This window comes from Rhodoferax sp., from assembly GCF_010365055.1.
GTDB lineage: Bacteria > Pseudomonadota > Gammaproteobacteria > Burkholderiales > Burkholderiaceae_C > Rhodoferax.
In genome coordinates, this window is sequence record NZ_JAAFHA010000056.1 from 1 (window position 1) to 14,888 (window position 14,888).

Sequence of the window (14,888 nt, forward strand, 5' to 3'; positions counted from 1 at the left end):
AACCTTACCCGTGGTTAAAGGTTCCGCGTGCCATCGCTCGTCGGAAAATCAAGAAACATGGCCACGACTGGAAGCCAAAGTAAGTGCCATTCAAGTTAACCCTTATTCAGGAGCACGAACGTGGAAACCCTTTCTCATTCCCCCTCCGTTGACTTGGTGGCGGTCAAGCAGAAGCAGCAAGCGGCCTGGTCCGCAGGCGACTATGCCGTGATTGGAACGACTCTGCAGATCGTCGGTGAGACTCTATGCGAAGCCCTCGATTTACGCGCTGGTGCGCGCGTGCTGGACGTCTGCGCTGGCAACGGCAACGCCACGCTGGCAGCGGCGCGGCGCTGGTGCGATGTGGTCTCAACCGACTATGTTGGTGCGCTCCTGGAGCGTGGCCGTGCACGGGCGAGTGCCAATGGCCTGGCCGTGCAATTCAAAGAAGCTGACGCCGAGAACATTCCTTTTGCGGATGCATCGTTTGACGTTGTGCTGTCCACCTTCGGTGTCATGTTCACCCCGAACCAGGAAAAAGCGGCGAGCGAACTCACTCGCCTGTGCAGGCCCGGCGGCAAGATTGGCCTGGCGAACTGGACGCCATCAAGCTTCGTCGGTGAATTGTTCAAGACCATCGGCCGCTACATCCCGCCACCCGCCGGCCTCAAGCCACCGTCGCTGTGGGGCACGGACGAGCGCCTGCGCGAGCTGTTTGGTCGGCGCGCCGCCACGATCGAGACAACACGCAAAGACTTCATGTTTCGCTACCGCACGCCGCAGCACTGGCTCGACACGTTTCGAACCTACTACGGTCCGATGCAAAAGGCGTTTGGTGCCGTGAGTGCCACCCAACAGCAGACCTTGGCCACCGACTTGATCCGCCTGGTGCAGCAGTTCAATCGCGCCACCGACGGCACGATGGTCGTGCCGGGCGAGTACCTTGAAGTCCTGATCACGAGACGGTGATCCGCAGTGCCAAGCGGGCAGCGCCTCTGGCGCAAGTTGGTCTTCAATTTGCCGCTCGTTTGGCCTAGATTGGCCTTGGCGTGCCGAATCCAGGCACGCCGCAACAGGGTGGATCAATTGGCACAAAGCGTAAGGGAAACGCAGATCCCTTCCCGGAACTCGCCACCTGATCTTGGATCTCAGACGCTATGGACAGATAGTCAATGGCGCCCAGCCAAGATGACCACCCAAGCTCCCATCCAGACAAGGCCTCTCGGTTGGCTGAAGTCGATGCGCCATATCGGTCGTTCATGACCGGCTGCAGGTGGTCGCCCGAAATTGGTCTTGACGAAACCAATGCCACAGTGCTGACGGTCCTTATGTGTAGCCCACTGGCCTGCTTGGAGAAGGCAAATCGGAGATCTCTGCACCCGCTTTGCGTCTTCCAGCCATCCACCCAAACGAATCGAGCCCGGTCGGAACGGCGCCATGGCTCAACGAAGTCTCGACCTACCCCGCAATCCCCAGCAAATTCATGATGCCCGAGATAAAAGTCAGCGGATGCGCCGGGCAGCCTGGCACGTACAGCGAAGGCTTGAAGCGCTCCAGAAACTCCCGGTCGAGCGCGTCGCTGTCGGCAAACACACCGCCCGAGATCGCGCAGGCACCCACCGCAATCACCAGCTTCGGTTCGGGAATCGCGTCCCAACAGATTTGCAGGGCCTGCGCCATGTTGCGGGTGATGGGGCCGGACAGCACCAGGCCGTCAGCGTGGCGCGGGCTGGCCACGATGTCGATGCCGTAGCGGCCCAGGTCAAAGTTCACGTTGCTCCAGGCGTTGATTTCCAACTCGCAACCATTGCAGCCCCCGGCTGACACTGAGCGCAGCTTGAGCGAGCGGCCAAAACGCTGGTGCAACGCCTTTGACACCTTGATCGGGTCAAGATTGGGGTGCGCGCTGCTGACGGTGAGTGCCTCGCGACTGGTGGCGCACAGCTTGATGTCGTTGCTGAAACTCAATTTGTGGCTGGGGCACACGGGCTCGCAGTCGCCGCACATCACGCAGCGCCCCAGATCAATCTGGACCGGCAGCAATTGAATCGCCTGAGTCGGGCAAATGGCCTGGCAGGCCTGGCAGCCGCTGGCGCAGGCGGCATCGCTGATGACGGGCTTGCCCCGAAAGCCCACCGGTTTGGCGGCACGCAGGTCGGCAATGTATTGCGTGCCCTGGGACTTGCGAACGGCGATGGACTTGAGCATGGTGCGTCTGCCGCCTTTTAGAGATCGTTGCCGCAGTAAGAGAGGTCAAAACTCTTGTTGCAGATGGGAAAGTCAGAAATGGCGTTGTCGCGCATGGCAAAAGCCAGGCCAAACCAGTTGGCCAGCGAGGGGTCTTGCACCTTGTAGTGCAGCAGCTCGCCTTTGGGCGAGGTCTCCAGCACCTGCAGCACCGGTCCGCGCGTGCCCTCCACCAGTGACACGCACAGGGCGTCTGGCTGCAGGGCTGCGGGGATGTTGGGCTGCGCTTGCCCGGCTTGACTCAGGTCGAGCGCGGTGTCGGCCAGCGTCCTGAGCAGCCAGGCCACCGAGGCATCGACTTCGCGCATGCGCAGTCGCATGCGCGCCCAGCAGTCGCCCGCCGTCTCGGTCACCAGGGGCATCGGGGCGTGGCCGTAGGCTGCAGCGGGCCATTGCGTGCGGCCATCCAGCGCCACGCCGCAGGCGCGCGCCACCGGGCCGACCAACCCCAGGTCCAGCGCGGCACGCTGGCTGACCGTGCCGGTGCCGTGCAAACGGGCCTGGACGCTGCGCGCGCTCAGCATCAGCTGGTTCACTTGCGCAAAGTCGGTGGCAAAGGCCGTCAGGGTTTGGTTCAGGTCCTGCTGCAAGGCGGCTGACAGCGGTTTGGCTTGTCCGGGCCGAATCCAGCCGCGGCCAAAGCGGTTGCCGCAGACGCGCTGGCTGGCGTTGATGATGGCGGTGCGTAAGCGGCCATAGGTGGCGCCACCCTGCAAAAAAGCGATGTCGGTGGCCATGCCGCCCAAGCTGGCGAGGTGCATGGCGACGCGTTCCATCTCTAAAGCAATAGCACGTGAGGCATGTACTGCGGGGGCTACAGCCTGATTTGACATAAATTCCAGCGCGGCGCAGTACCCCCAGGCATAGGCCACGGCCGAGTCGCCACAGATCGACTCCACCAGTGGCGTGAGCTGCCACACCGGTCGGCGCAGCAGCAGGGCCTCGACGCCGCGGTGCTGGTAGCCCAGCTGAATTTCCAGGTGGTGCACGGTTTCACCCAGGCACATGAAGCGGAAATGCCCGGGCTCGATCACGCTGGCGTGGATCGGTCCGACCGCCACTTCATGCACCTCGTGCCCGCGCACCTTGAAGAAGGGGTAGTCGCTCATGCGCTGCTGGCGCTCGCCTTCAAAGCGCACGGGTTTGAGCCAGGGGTGGCCGTCCGGGAACAGGCCCGTTTGCTCCCACAGCTCGCGCTCCAGAATTTGCGCCGCCGGATGCTGGGCGGTGAGGCAGCGGTAGTGGTCGCCGCGCTCTGCAGTGGCGCGCAAGAGGGCGAGCGCCCCTTGCGCAGGCTGCAGCACCGCGGTGACCATGATGATGTTCGCCCCCAATTCTGGCGCTGGCCGGCCAAACAGGGCAAGCAGGCGCTCGCCGGCTTGCAGGCGCTGGCTGCAAAGCTGCACCAGCTCCGGCAGGGGGGTGGCGGCCACATTGCGCAGGGCGAACAGGGTCAAGGCTTGTGCGCTTGTCATGCTTAACCGCCAATCGACTGCGCCACCGCAATCAGCAACTCGGTGATGGGTTTCGGGGTGTAGGTGCCAAGCATGATCAGGATGAAGACAAAACCCAGCTTGGGCAAGGCGGCGATCCAGGATTCATGCACCGGCGGCCCTTCGCGTTTGGAGGCCCCCCACAGCATCGGGAACACGGTGCGCCCGGTGGCCACAAAGATGACGGTCAGCATCACGCACATCAAGGTGAATGCCATCAAGTTGCCCGCTTGCACGATGCCCGAGAGGATCATCATCTCGGCCAGAAAGCTGGCAAAGGGCGGAAAGCCCAGCAGGGCAAAAATGCCCACCGTGAACAGCAGGCCAGAAAAAGGCATGACCCGGATCACGCCGCTTAAGGGGGCCACATCGTTTGTGCCATAGACCGCGCGCAGGCGCCCGGCGGTCAGGAACAGCAGCGACTTCACGAACGCATTGCTGACGATGTAAAGCACCACGCCATAGGCGGCCGCCTTGCCCACCGACAGACCCAAGGCAATGACACCGGAGGAACTGACGCAGGCGTAGGCGATCAGGCGTTTGTAGTTGCGCGCGGCCATCACCTGCACGGCCGCCACGACCAGCGACAGGTAGCCCATGAGCAGCAATTCCTGCGATGCAAAGCCGGACTCATAGCCATGAAACACCTGCAGGATGCGAAACACCGCCACCACACTGATGTTGAATTGCACCGCCGCCAGCAGCGCGCTCGTGCTGGTGGGCGCAGCCTCGTAGGTTTCGGGCATCCAGCTGTAGAGCGGCGCCAGGCCGAGCTTGCCACCCAGCCCGAACAGCATGAAGGACAGGCCCAGGCGCTGCCAGCCATCGCTGTTGGTGCTCAAGGCTTGCCCGAGTTCATCGACCGCAAAGCTGATGTCGACGCCGCGCAAATGGGCTGACTGAGCCAGACACATGAAGCCTAAAAAGGTGATGGACAGCGTCATGGCCGAGTACAGCATGTAGCGCCAGGCCACGCCTTTGGGGGACGCCGCGTCACCGCGCGCCACCAGGGGTGCCGCGCACAAGGTGCTGAGCTCGATCAGCGCCCACATCAGAATCAGGTGGTTGGACATGACCCCCAGGTTGATGATCAGCATGAAAGTCAGCATCAGGCCCGCACGCGAGCGGATGTCATGCGACAGGTTCGCGGAAGAATGTTCGCGCGACAGGATGTACACGCTGATCCCCAGAAACACCGTGTTGACCAGCACCACAAAGAGCAGCGAGGTAGCGTCGAGCACCAGATAACGCTTGGCAAAGTACAGCGGCAATTGCGCGAGCGGGTGCGTGATGAACACCGCGACTGAGGCCAGCCAGGCGATCAGGGCGACCATCACCAGCGTCGGCGCGACCCATCTGGAGCCGGGTTCCACCTGGTCTTCCAGTTCGACCAAGATGTCGGGGGACGGCGCAGCGGGTGCGAGCGCGCTCATGGAATCTCCTTCAGGGCCGGGGCGGCCGACGGGGCTGGCAGGTGCCCACGCACCAGCCAACTGCCCACCGCCACCGTCAGGATGTAGACGCCGCTGACCGCCAGGTGAACCGGCAGCGCCCAGGGCTCGGGCATCAGCGACTCAAACAGCGCCAGCGCGTTTTCCATGAACAACAAGCCGACCAGCTGCGCGGCGGGCTCGCGGCTGGTCGCCAGAATCAAGAAGGCGATCATGACCGTGGCCGCCACCACGCCCAGCGTGAGCGCGCGCACGTCAGCACGGGCGCCGTCGCCAAAGCGGAACGCCAGAATGATCAGGCTGATGGCCACGCCCCAGGCAAACAGGTTGGAGGGCATCAGGTCCTGCCGGGCGGCACTGTGCCCGGACAGGGCCCGGCGCAGCAAGGTCGGCACCAGCCAGGCGCGCACCAGCAGCACTTCCAGCCCCAAGGCCAGCACATGCAGCGACAGCTCCGAATGCCGGGTCATGCTGATCCAGCCCAGCGCCAGCGCCTGCAGGCTCAGCCAGGCCGGGGCCGAGTGGATTTTGCCAAAAAAGACCGGAATCACGGTGGCCACCAGGCACAGGATCAAAGGCAGTGTCATAAGCCGCTGGCTCCCAAACCCACCACCACCATGCTGAGCAGCGCGGCGCCCGAGCCGATCAGCACATAGCGCGTGACCCAGCGCATCGGCAACCGGGCGGTCAGCGACTCGATGCACCCCACACCCAGCGCCACCAGCAGCATCAGGCCCAGCGACACGGCAATGGCGGCAACGGGTGCTACCTGCGGGTCAACCGGGTTGATCAGCGCAGCAATCAGCCCTGCGTACAAGCTCATCTTCAGCGCGGCGGCGTACTGCATCGCGGCCAGTTCGGGGCCACTGTGGTCCAGAATCATGACCTCATGGATCATGGTCAGTTCCAGGTGCGTCATCGGGTCATCCACCGGCACGCGCGCGGCTTCGGTCTGCAACAAGATCAGCAGGGCCAGCACCAGCGGCACCACAATGATCAAAAAGTAAGGCGTGCGGTGCAACTGCCCGATCAGGTCGGCAAAGCTGGTCATTCCGGTAGCAGCGCCTGCCGCGCCGATCAGCAAAAAAAGTGCCGGCTCGGCGTAGGCTGAAAAAGACGCCTCGCGTGCTGCGCCCATGCCTTCAAACGCGCTGCCCACGTCCATCGCCGCGAGCATCAGTGCGATGCGCGCCAGACCCAGCGTGTAGGCCACCACGATAAAGTCGTGAGAAAACTGCACCGGCGCAAACTGGCCCAGCATCGGCACCATGCTGGCCGCCGCCAGGGCGCAGACCAGCACCACATAGGCGCTCATGCGAAACAGCGGGCTGGCGACCGTGCTGATGATGGGGCGCTTGCCCAGCAGCCGCCACAGGTCGTAGGCCGACTGCAACAGGCGCGGCCCCTTGCGCCCGGCCCACCAGGATTTGCTGCGGTTGACCAGCCCGACCAGAACAATCGGCAGCGTGAGGACCAACACCCCATGGGTCACGGTCAGCAGCAGGTTCACCGCAGACCCCCTTCGGCCAGCAACACCAGCGCGCCGATGGCCACGATGGCCGCCAGGCCGGCCGCAAAGGCGATGCGCGGGTCGTCCTCGTGTAATTTTTGCGCCAGCTCGGTGGCCGAAGCATCGCCCTGGTTGATGACCGCAAACAGGCGCCGCTCCACGGCATCCACGCAGTCGGTGATCACATAGCTGTCGCGCGGGAAATAGCCTTCGGGTGCTTTTTGCCGCTTGAGCATCAGCATCACGTTTTTGAAACGCTGCGCAAAGTCGACCGAAAAGCTCGCACCCGTGTACTGCATGCGCGCATTGGGTGCGCCATAGCCGCAACCCCAGGTGGCGTCGGGTTCCGGTGTCTGCCGTTTCAGGCGCGCGCGCAGCCAGACCAGCGCCAGCACCAGCATCACGACAGCGACCAGGCCCGCTGAGATGGCACCGATGCGCACCAGCGTGCCAGTAACGGACTGCAGGGCCTGGGCCGCCAGCGCATCGGGCGTCAAGTGCAGGAACAGGGCGGTGGGCGCCGCCACCAGGGCAAAGCCCAAGGTCGGGGCCACGCCCAGCACCACGGTTCCCAGCGTGTGCACGACCATCGGGAACAACATCCAGCCATTGGCCTCGTGCGCTTCGGGCAGGCTGGGGTCGCGCGCGGTGCCCAAGAAGATCACGCCAAAGGCGCGCGTGATGCTCAGGGCCGACACCGCGCCGACAAAGGCCAGCGCCGCGGCCGTCAGGGCCAGCGTGAGCTTGGCCCAGATGTTGATGGCCTCGCCCGTGAACAGGCCCGAGTAGATCAGGAACTCGCTGGCAAAGCCGTTGAACGGCGGCAGCGCCGAAATGGCGACACCGCCGATGATGAAGCAGACGGCGGTCACGGGCATGCGCTTGAACAGGCCGCCCAGGCGCTCGATGTCGATCACATGCTTGATCTGGTACACGCAGCCCGCCGCATAAAACAGCTGGCATTTGAAGAACGCGTGGTTGAGCACATGCAGCAAGCCGCCGCCAAAACCCAGCGCCACCAGCGCGGGCAGATCCCAGCTCAAGCCCAGGCAGCCCACGCCAAAGCCGATGCCGGCGATGCCGACGTTCTCGGTCGACGAATAGCCCAGCAGGCGTTTCAGGTCGCGCTGGCCCACGGTGTAGAGGCCGCCCACCACCGCCGAGGTCACGGAGAACGCGATCAAGAACCAGCCCATCCATTCGTCCGGCTTGCCCGAGATCATCAGGAAATGCACCAGCGCGTACAGCCCGGCCTTGTGAATCACGCCCGACATCAGCGCGGAAACGTGTGCTGGCGCCGCAGCGTGGGCGCGCGGCAGCCACGAATGAAACGGGAAAAACGCGGACTTGAGCCCAAAACTGGTGACCAGCAACAAGAAGACGGTATTGCGCACCGTACCGGGGTTCTGCGCCATCCAGTCGCCATAGTCATCCAGAAACCACGACTGGGTGTTGGTGTAGAGAATCATGATCGCCGCCACCAGAAAAATCAGGCCGACGTGGGTGGACACCAGGTAATTGAAGCCGGCAAAGCGCACCTTCTGGTTGGGGTAGTCCCAGATGACCAGCAACCAGGCCGATAGCGCGGCAATCTCCCAGCCCAGCAAGAATGTGACGGCATGCTCACCGACATACACCAGGATGAACGAGAGCGAGATCATGTTGAGCAGGCCAAAGTGCACGCCGATGTGGCGCGGGCTGTCAAAGTACTTATGCAGGTAGCCCATCGCATACACGCTGCCCAGCAGCGTCATGGGCAAGGACCAGCTCAGGAAGAAGGCGCCCAGCGCGTCCAGCCTGAAATGCAGCGCGCCCATGGGGTAGGCCCAGGGCATGTCACCGGTGACATCCGGGCCGCCAAACAGCACCGGCAGCGCCACCCACCAGACCAGGCCGAGGGCAATGGCCTGGGAGATCAAACCGGTGCTGGCGCGCACGACGTTGCGCGCTGGCAGCAGCGCCAGTGCGCCGCCCAGCATCAGGACCAGAACGGCAGCAATGAGCTGATTCATGGCGCTGGGGCGTGGTTAGGGCCAAGCGCAACGACGAAAGGAGGAAAAAAATCTAATGACACACGGGACACCGCAAACGATCTGAACACCAGGGGGTCAAACGAATGCGGGTGGCCCACAGTGACGCAGACGCATGCAGATGCGCCGGCGTTTGGAGAGCGGTGACATCAACCGCGGTGAATTCAAGGAATGGAGCGTACCCATAGGGAAACGCATTTTACGCCCCTCAATGCACCCGCATGCCGGGCTGGGCATTGGCAAAGGGCTCGAGCACGTAAATGCCGGACGTTGCTTTTTCATCGGCATGGCTGGCGGCCAGCACCATGCCGTCGCTGATGCCGATCACCGGGGCGATGGCTTCGCCGCCGGGTACTACTGATTCGATAGCTGTCTGCGCAGGTTTCACGGGGGCTGCAGGCTCAAACAATGCTTAAAATTATTTGATATCGACGCGCTGCACGGAATTCCTGGCCCATCAATGGGTGGATGAAAGCCACCGCACCAACTTGCAGGACGGTCTTATCCACTTGCGCCGCACAGGGGCAGTGGGGTTGCAGGCTCTGCGCTATGCCCCTCATAAAGATGCGCAACAGCCTGTTGACCCAGCACACCGGCTTGCCCCCCGCGCCCGCGATCACCGCGCTGAGCAACCGGGGGGGGGTGAACCGGCCTCAGCGGCCGCGCACCATGGACATGATTTGCCCCATGTCGATGCTGCTGGCTTTTTCGCGAATTTGTGGCAAGTATCGGACCTGCATATTTTTGGCGGGTTGAATCAGGCCTTGGAACGTCTCTTGCAGCAGGGCTGTGTTCATTTGACGCCCGCTGGCGTAATAGCGTTTGGCCACATGTCCCAGGGCATAAGTGGTGGCAAAGGAGAACGCCACGCCGGCGGTGGCTTTGCCCACGGACTTGCCCATGCCGCCAGCCACTTTGCCCAGCAAACCGCCCAGCAGTTTGCGGCCAAACTGCTCCAGGTATTGGGAGGTTAGGCCCACGCCCAAGGTGGCCAAAAAATCACGGATATGGCCCTGGTCCAACTCATACCCATGGGCTTTGCCAATGCTGTACACCATTTTGATTTGCAGTGGCACGATGCCCATCGACGCCCACGACTGGGGCAGCAGTTCCAGCGCACCGTTCAAAATGGCGTGGTTCAGGATGGAGCGGTCCAGCCCCGCCTCATCTGACGTTGCCACTGTTGGCGCGGTGGGCGCAGTTGCCACCGCTTGCGTGACGCTGGGCGCTGCGGCATCGGATAAATCAGCCAGGGCTTGGACTTGCTGGCTCAGGGGCGCAGTGACGCTGGAATCAAGCTGCAACTCACGCGCCAATTCTTGCAAAAACGCCTGTTCTGGCTCGGTGGCTTGGCCATCGGCATCACACACGCACACCGCCATCTCATAGGCCAGTTGCCGTTGCGACAGGTCTGTCAAGGTGGCCGCTGCCGCCCCAAGGTGGACTTGCTTGAGCAGCACCTGGCCATACAACCCCGCCAGGTCGAGGTCTTTGGCTTGGCCACCCAGGGTGTCGATCAGGCGGCGAATGTGCTCGCGTTCACGGTCGTCGTGGTGCTGGTCGGCAAAAGCGGCCAGCAGGGCAATGGTGAGCAAAGCGCGTTGTTGTGCGAGGGTCATGGTGTAACTTTCGGGAGTGAATGGTTGAATTTTGCAGGCAGTGGCTTTTCAGCGCATCTCAAAGGCTTCTTGGTGAAAGCGTGGCGTCACCCCCATGGCTTTCAGGCCCTCGCGCAGTGACTGCCCCAAGCCTGCGGGGCCACAAAACCAGATCTCGCTTTTTTTCGTGGCGCCCAGGGTGGGCGCTTTAAGGCTTGCGCCCTGGCTGGCATCGTGAATGTGCAGGCGAACGCTGGGCAGCTTGGCACACAAATCGGTCAGGCGCTGGGCAAAGGTGTCGGTGGCCTGGTTGCGGGTGCAGTAATGCAGCTCAGCGCTTGGCGCTTGCTGCGGGCTGGCTTGCAAGGACTCCAGCCAAGCCAAAAATGGTGTTACACCAATGCCGCCCGCGATCCAAATTTGGTCCGCTTTGTGGTGGCGCCGGGCCAGGTCAAAGCGACCGTAAGGGCCCTCGACCCGCACGCTTTGGCCCACTTGCAGACGCTGGGCCAGGCCCCGGGTGTAATCGCCCAGGGCTTTGATCTGGAAGTCCACGGTGCAATCATCCCGGTCAGCGCTGGCAATGGTAAAGGGGTGCGCACCTTCTTTGCCCTCAAAGGTGACAAACGCAAACTGACCCGCCCGGTGGCCGTGCCAGCGGGTACCCAGGTGGCAGCGCACCGCGCAGACATCACCGGGCAAGTGCTCAACAGCGACAACCTGGCCCATGGTTTGGCGCGATTTGCCGATGACCTTGCGCAGCGATGCCACTGCGCCATACACCCCTGCCAGCAACAGCGCACCCAGCAACAGGCCCACAGGTTGCGCCCAGTAGTTGGTGGGCACAAGCAAGACCGCATGAAACGCCAGCATCAGATACAGCACGGGCATGGCCTGGTGCAGGATGCGCCAGGCGCGGTAGGGGAACTTCTTCCACAAGGTGATGACCAGCATGGCCAAAACGGCATAGATGGCCCATTCGCCCATGTCTTCGGCCAGATCGCGCAACACTTCCAGAAAACCGGTGAATTTCTCTTTGCCAACCCGTCCCTCGCGACCCACCATGGCTTTGAGGATGTCGCCAGACATCTCGATCAGCCAATGCGCGGCGGCAAAAGCCACAGCCGTGATCCCGGCCCACTTGTGGGTGCGGTAAATCCGGTCCATGCCGCCCAGCGGGGTTTCAAGCCATGCCGGGCGGGTGGCCAAAAACATCACCAGCGACATCATGGCCACAGACAGCAGGCCACTCAGGTGCAGTGCCTCCTGGCGCGCCACCCACCATGTGCTGGCCCCTGCGGGGGCAACGCTTGAGAAAACCTCCCAGCCCCAGGCCAGGGTGACAAGTGACAACAGGCTCAAAATCAAGGTTTTCATGACAGTTTTCTGGGGGCGTTGGGTGGGGTGGGGAACGGATCAAAGGCTCAGGGCTTGACAGCTGGCGCAGCACCGGGTGGGCGCACCAGGTCATCACGGCAACGGCGCTCATTGCAATTGCCCATCAATTTTTGAAACTTGCTGCCAGCGCGATCGTCGGTTTTTTGGGAGTCCCGCTGGCCGAGGATGTCACCGGTTTGCGCGTTGACATGCAGCTTGACGCGCTCACCGTCGCGGCCAGTGGTACGTACCGCGTAGTTGCCGCGCTTGAGCTGAATTTTTTCGATGTTGCGGTAGCCCGCAGCGTCGAGCTTTTGCAGCACTTGTGGCACGCTCAGCACGGCGCCGGTATCACGCCAACGGGTGTCGTCGTCTGCATGAGCAGGTGTCAGTGTGACGGCACCAGCCAGCAGGCAACCAGCCAGGCACAGGGTGGAGAGGGAGAAAGATGGATTCATGGTGTGCACTTTGGTTAAAAAAGATGGTTTGTGCAGCAGTGGGACTATGTTCCGCAAGGCTGCTTAATGTCCTCTTGGCGGCTCGGTTGTTGCGCTGTGAGCTGGCTCAGGTCATTCGTCGTAGTAGCCGCGTTCAGCGTCACGGTGGCAGGCCAGGCAGTTGGATTTGGAGCGCACGTCTTTGTGTTTCCATTCCCAAGCGGGCACCTTGCCATGCTCGTCGACCCATTTGGGCAACTCGGTGATGCGTTGCGGCGCGCTGGCAAACGACACCCCGCGCAACAGTTTGCTGCTGAAGTTGCGCCCGCCCGTGTCTGCGGCGTTGGCGGTCAGGTAGGCCGTAATGGCGGCGGCGGTGGCGGCGTCGACGCTGGTATCCTCACCAAAGTGGTTTTGCAGGTCACCCATCATGCGTTTCCAGGAACTGGCCGGTAGCATCGCGGGCGAAAACGCCAGGTGGCAGCTGGCGCACTCTTCTTTGACCACAGCGTCAGCCACCGGTGTGTAAAAGTGTCCGCCACCGGCTTGGGCACGGCCCAGCACAATGGCGAAAAAGCTGACGGCCACCAGAATCAGGGCCATGGGACGGTAGGGCAGGTTCATTGGGGTATTCCTTCAAAGTCAGGGTTATTACAGGCTCGTCACGTAGGTGAGCCAGTCGCCTTTTTCAGTGGCGCTGCAGTCGCGTCCGATCACTTCGTTGCAGTTGCGCTTGAACCATTTCTCAACCTTGGAGGCGTCGGTGTAACGCGTGGGCGTGACGGACACGGCTACCGCGTCAATCACTTTGCCGGTGGCGTTTTTGCCCGCAGTGCGCGGGTTGGTTCCGTGGCAACTGGTGCAACTTGGGCTGTCTGGCTTGCCTGTGGTGAATTTTTGGGTGTGCAGGGTTTGACCACGCCGCGCAGAAAACCCACTGAACGCAGGGTTGGCCGCTTTGGCTGCGCTGGCGTATTGCGCCAGCAGGTCCTCGCGGGGGCCTGCCAGGGCCATGCCGCTCAGGCCGAAGGCGAGGATGCAGGCAATAAAAGCGGTGCTGAATTTGTATGGCATGGTGGGCTCCTTGAGGGGGTGATGAAGTGGTGAAGGCCTGTACTGTGCCTAGCGCTTTCTGAATGCAAGGTGAACCTCGCGTTCATCTGGCGTTCATGTTCAACCCGTTATAAAGTGGACTTATGCAGCACGCCGAATCCATCTGTCATCAACAGCGATTGCCCTTACCCAGCCATTTTTGGCGGCTGTGGGGTGTGGTGCTGTGGGCGTGTGTGCTGATGGGGTACAGCGCTGGGGCCTGGGCTGACAGTGACCATGACCATGACCGTGCCCGCGAAGCCCTGCAGTCGGGTGAGGTACTGCCACTGGCCACCATCCTTGAGCGTGTGGAGCGCGAACATGCGGGCAAAGTGCTGGATGTAGAACTGGACCGCGACAAAGACCATGGTGTGGTGCGTTGGGTCTACAAGATCAAAGTGCTAACAACGGGTGGCACGCGGCTGAAACTCCAAATAGATGCCAAAACCGGTGATCTGATACGCCGCAAGCGCAAGGATTAACATGGTGAGGCACCTGCATTGCCCCGCCACACACTGAGCCGAGAGTTTCTGCCATGCGTATCTTGATCGTGGAGGACGAGCCCAAGTTGCTCATTCAACTCGCCGACGGCGTCGGTGCAGCTGGCTACGCCGTGGATTTGGCGGACAACGGTGTTCATGGCCACCACTTGGGCAATACCGAACCCTATGATGCGGTGGTGTTGGACCTGGGTCTACCCAAAATGGATGGTTTGTCGGTGTTGCGCCAATGGCGGACGGCGGGGCGGACCATACCTGTGCTGATACTGACCGCACGAGATGGTTGGCATGAAAAAGTGGCCGGTATTGATGCCGGTGCCGACGACTACCTAGCCAAACCTTTCCATATGGAAGAGTTGCTGGCCCGCCTGCGTGCCTTGATACGTCGTTCGGGCGGCCACGCCAGCGCCGAATTGACTTGCGGCACGATGAGTCTGGACACCCGCAACAGCCGGGTGACATTGGCGGGTCAAGCGCTGGTGCTGACCAGCCATGAATACCGGGTGTTGGCGTATTTGATGCACCATCAGGACGAAGTGGTGTCCCGCACGGCGCTGGTTGAACACATCTACGCCCAGGACTTTGATCGGGACTCGAACACGGTGGAAGTCTTCATCGGGCGACTGCGCAAAAAACTGCCTGCGGGCATGATCGAAACGGTGCGTGGTTTGGGTTATCGGCTGGCTGTGGTGGCATGAATTGGGTCAGTTTGCGTGGCTCGCTGCGGGTTCGCCTGCTGTTTGGCACCCTGTTCTGGATTGCCGCGTCGATCGTTGTGGCAGGTTGGGGTTTGAGCAGCCTGTTTCGCCAGCATGTGCAAACCCAGTTTCAGGCCGAGCTGACCAGTCATCTGGATCAACTGACCGCCCAGCTGACCGTGGATGTCCACAACACCCCCATGCTGCAGCAGGCGTTGAGTGATCCGCACCTGACGCTGCCTTTTTCGGGTTATTACTGGCAAATTGACCGAGTGGCGGGTGGCACGGTCGCCGTGGGGATCTTGCGCTCGCGCTCACTTTGGGACCATGTGCTGGTGTTGCCCTCGGTCGTGGCTGGGGCGGGGGATTCAAGCCATGTTCACATTGCCGGGCCACAAGGGCAGTGGCTCAATGCGGTGCAGCGCACGGTGCAATTTGATGACACGCCGGGCCAGGCACCGGCCACGTTTCGGTTG

Annotated in this window: 15 protein-coding genes and 1 pseudogene; 4 read left to right on the forward strand and 12 right to left on the reverse strand. The window is 62.1% G+C overall.

All coding sequences use genetic code 11. The features are described from left to right. Positions 1-120 precede the first annotated feature (120 nt). Positions 121-948, forward strand: coding sequence for a class I SAM-dependent methyltransferase (locus tag GZ093_RS13040; protein ID WP_296486550.1), 828 nt, complete (start codon positions 121-123; stop codon positions 946-948). 489 nt (positions 949-1,437) lie between these two features. Here GZ093_RS13040 and GZ093_RS13045 read toward each other — a convergent pair whose 3' ends face one another. The 12 genes from GZ093_RS13045 to GZ093_RS13100 all read right to left on the reverse strand — a co-directional run bounded on the left by GZ093_RS13045 (position 1,438) and on the right by GZ093_RS13100 (position 13,196). Further along, positions 1,438-2,187, reverse strand: a complete 750-nt coding sequence (locus tag GZ093_RS13045; RefSeq protein ID WP_296486552.1) for an NADH:ubiquinone oxidoreductase — start codon at positions 2,185-2,187, stop codon at positions 1,438-1,440. Positions 2,188-2,204: 17 nt separating this feature from the next. Further along, positions 2,205-3,701 carry a hypothetical protein gene (locus tag GZ093_RS13050; RefSeq protein WP_296486554.1) on the reverse strand — a complete coding sequence of 499 codons (1,497 nt, stop codon included), beginning with the start codon at positions 3,699-3,701 and terminating at the stop codon, positions 2,205-2,207. Between the two features lie 2 nt (positions 3,702-3,703). After that, on the reverse strand, positions 3,704-5,152 hold the full coding sequence (locus tag GZ093_RS13055; RefSeq protein WP_296486556.1) for a proton-conducting transporter membrane subunit: 1,449 nt from the start codon (positions 5,150-5,152) through the stop codon (positions 3,704-3,706). After that, positions 5,149-5,757, reverse strand: a complete 609-nt coding sequence (locus tag GZ093_RS13060) for a hypothetical protein (RefSeq protein ID WP_296486559.1) — start codon at positions 5,755-5,757, stop codon at positions 5,149-5,151. The genes GZ093_RS13055 and GZ093_RS13060 overlap by 4 nt, the downstream gene beginning before the upstream one ends. Then, positions 5,754-6,680: an NADH-quinone oxidoreductase subunit H gene (locus GZ093_RS13065; protein WP_296486561.1), complete on the reverse strand. Its 927-nt coding sequence runs from the start codon at positions 6,678-6,680 to the stop codon at positions 5,754-5,756. Before GZ093_RS13065 ends, GZ093_RS13060 begins: the two co-directional genes overlap by 4 nt. Next, the gene (locus GZ093_RS13070; RefSeq protein WP_296486562.1) at positions 6,677-8,692 is read right to left on the reverse strand and encodes a proton-conducting transporter membrane subunit; all 2,016 of its coding nucleotides are present in this window, start codon (positions 8,690-8,692) and stop codon (positions 6,677-6,679) included. The genes GZ093_RS13065 and GZ093_RS13070 overlap by 4 nt, the downstream gene beginning before the upstream one ends. Positions 8,693-8,918: 226 nt before the next feature. Further along, positions 8,919-9,098, reverse strand: a complete 180-nt coding sequence (locus tag GZ093_RS13075; protein ID WP_296486615.1) for a hypothetical protein — start codon at positions 9,096-9,098, stop codon at positions 8,919-8,921. 265 nt (positions 9,099-9,363) lie between these two features. Continuing rightward, entirely contained in the window at positions 9,364-10,329 is a 966-nt protein-coding gene (locus GZ093_RS13080) for a DUF533 domain-containing protein (protein WP_296486563.1), read from the reverse strand. A gap of 48 nt (positions 10,330-10,377) precedes the next feature. Next, positions 10,378-11,685: a ferric reductase-like transmembrane domain-containing protein gene (locus GZ093_RS13085; RefSeq protein WP_296486565.1), complete on the reverse strand. Its 1,308-nt coding sequence runs from the start codon at positions 11,683-11,685 to the stop codon at positions 10,378-10,380. Between the two features lie 47 nt (positions 11,686-11,732). Next, the gene (locus tag GZ093_RS13090; RefSeq protein ID WP_296486567.1) at positions 11,733-12,143 is read right to left on the reverse strand and encodes a PepSY domain-containing protein; all 411 of its coding nucleotides are present in this window, start codon (positions 12,141-12,143) and stop codon (positions 11,733-11,735) included. A gap of 111 nt (positions 12,144-12,254) precedes the next feature. Continuing rightward, a complete protein-coding gene (locus tag GZ093_RS13095; protein WP_296486569.1) occupies positions 12,255-12,746 on the reverse strand; it encodes a cytochrome C in 492 nt (163 codons plus the stop codon). 27 nt (positions 12,747-12,773) lie between these two features. Further along, positions 12,774-13,196 (reverse strand): DUF1924 domain-containing protein, encoded by a 423-nt coding sequence (locus GZ093_RS13100; protein WP_296486571.1) that lies wholly within the window; start codon positions 13,194-13,196, stop codon positions 12,774-12,776. 122 nt (positions 13,197-13,318) lie between these two features. Between GZ093_RS13100 and GZ093_RS13105 the strand changes: the two genes are divergently transcribed. The 3 genes and pseudogenes from GZ093_RS13105 to GZ093_RS13115 all read left to right on the forward strand — a co-directional run. Beyond that, a complete protein-coding gene (locus GZ093_RS13105; protein ID WP_296486573.1) occupies positions 13,319-13,696 on the forward strand; it encodes a PepSY domain-containing protein in 378 nt (125 codons plus the stop codon). Between the two features lie 53 nt (positions 13,697-13,749). Next, the gene (locus tag GZ093_RS13110; RefSeq protein ID WP_296486574.1) at positions 13,750-14,412 is read left to right on the forward strand and encodes a response regulator transcription factor; all 663 of its coding nucleotides are present in this window, start codon (positions 13,750-13,752) and stop codon (positions 14,410-14,412) included. Next, positions 14,409-14,888 (forward strand): annotated as a pseudogene (locus tag GZ093_RS13115) (hypothetical protein); the annotation flags it as partial. The gene GZ093_RS13110 and the pseudogene GZ093_RS13115, both read left to right, overlap by 4 nt.

What these genes read in the sequence shown, in the direction of transcription:
- GZ093_RS13090 (WP_296486567.1), bottom strand. Translation starts at nt 12,143, where the DNA reads ATGAATCCATCTTTCTCCCTCTCCACCCTGTGCCTGGCTGGTTGCCTG.
- GZ093_RS13055 (WP_296486556.1), bottom strand. Translation starts at nt 5,152, where the DNA reads ATGAGCGCGCTCGCACCCGCTGCGCCGTCCCCCGACATCTTGGTCGAA.
- GZ093_RS13085 (WP_296486565.1), bottom strand. Translation starts at nt 11,685, where the DNA reads ATGAAAACCTTGATTTTGAGCCTGTTGTCACTTGTCACCCTGGCCTGG.
- GZ093_RS13095 (WP_296486569.1), bottom strand. Translation starts at nt 12,746, where the DNA reads ATGAACCTGCCCTACCGTCCCATGGCCCTGATTCTGGTGGCCGTCAGC.
- GZ093_RS13070 (WP_296486562.1), bottom strand. Translation starts at nt 8,692, where the DNA reads ATGAATCAGCTCATTGCTGCCGTTCTGGTCCTGATGCTGGGCGGCGCA.
- GZ093_RS13110 (WP_296486574.1), top strand. Translation starts at nt 13,750, where the DNA reads ATGCGTATCTTGATCGTGGAGGACGAGCCCAAGTTGCTCATTCAACTC.
- GZ093_RS13045 (WP_296486552.1), bottom strand. Translation starts at nt 2,187, where the DNA reads ATGCTCAAGTCCATCGCCGTTCGCAAGTCCCAGGGCACGCAATACATT.
- GZ093_RS13060 (WP_296486559.1), bottom strand. Translation starts at nt 5,757, where the DNA reads ATGACACTGCCTTTGATCCTGTGCCTGGTGGCCACCGTGATTCCGGTC.
- GZ093_RS13050 (WP_296486554.1), bottom strand. Translation starts at nt 3,701, where the DNA reads ATGACAAGCGCACAAGCCTTGACCCTGTTCGCCCTGCGCAATGTGGCC.
- GZ093_RS13105 (WP_296486573.1), top strand. Translation starts at nt 13,319, where the DNA reads ATGCAGCACGCCGAATCCATCTGTCATCAACAGCGATTGCCCTTACCC.
- GZ093_RS13100 (WP_296486571.1), bottom strand. Translation starts at nt 13,196, where the DNA reads ATGCCATACAAATTCAGCACCGCTTTTATTGCCTGCATCCTCGCCTTC.
- GZ093_RS13080 (WP_296486563.1), bottom strand. Translation starts at nt 10,329, where the DNA reads ATGACCCTCGCACAACAACGCGCTTTGCTCACCATTGCCCTGCTGGCC.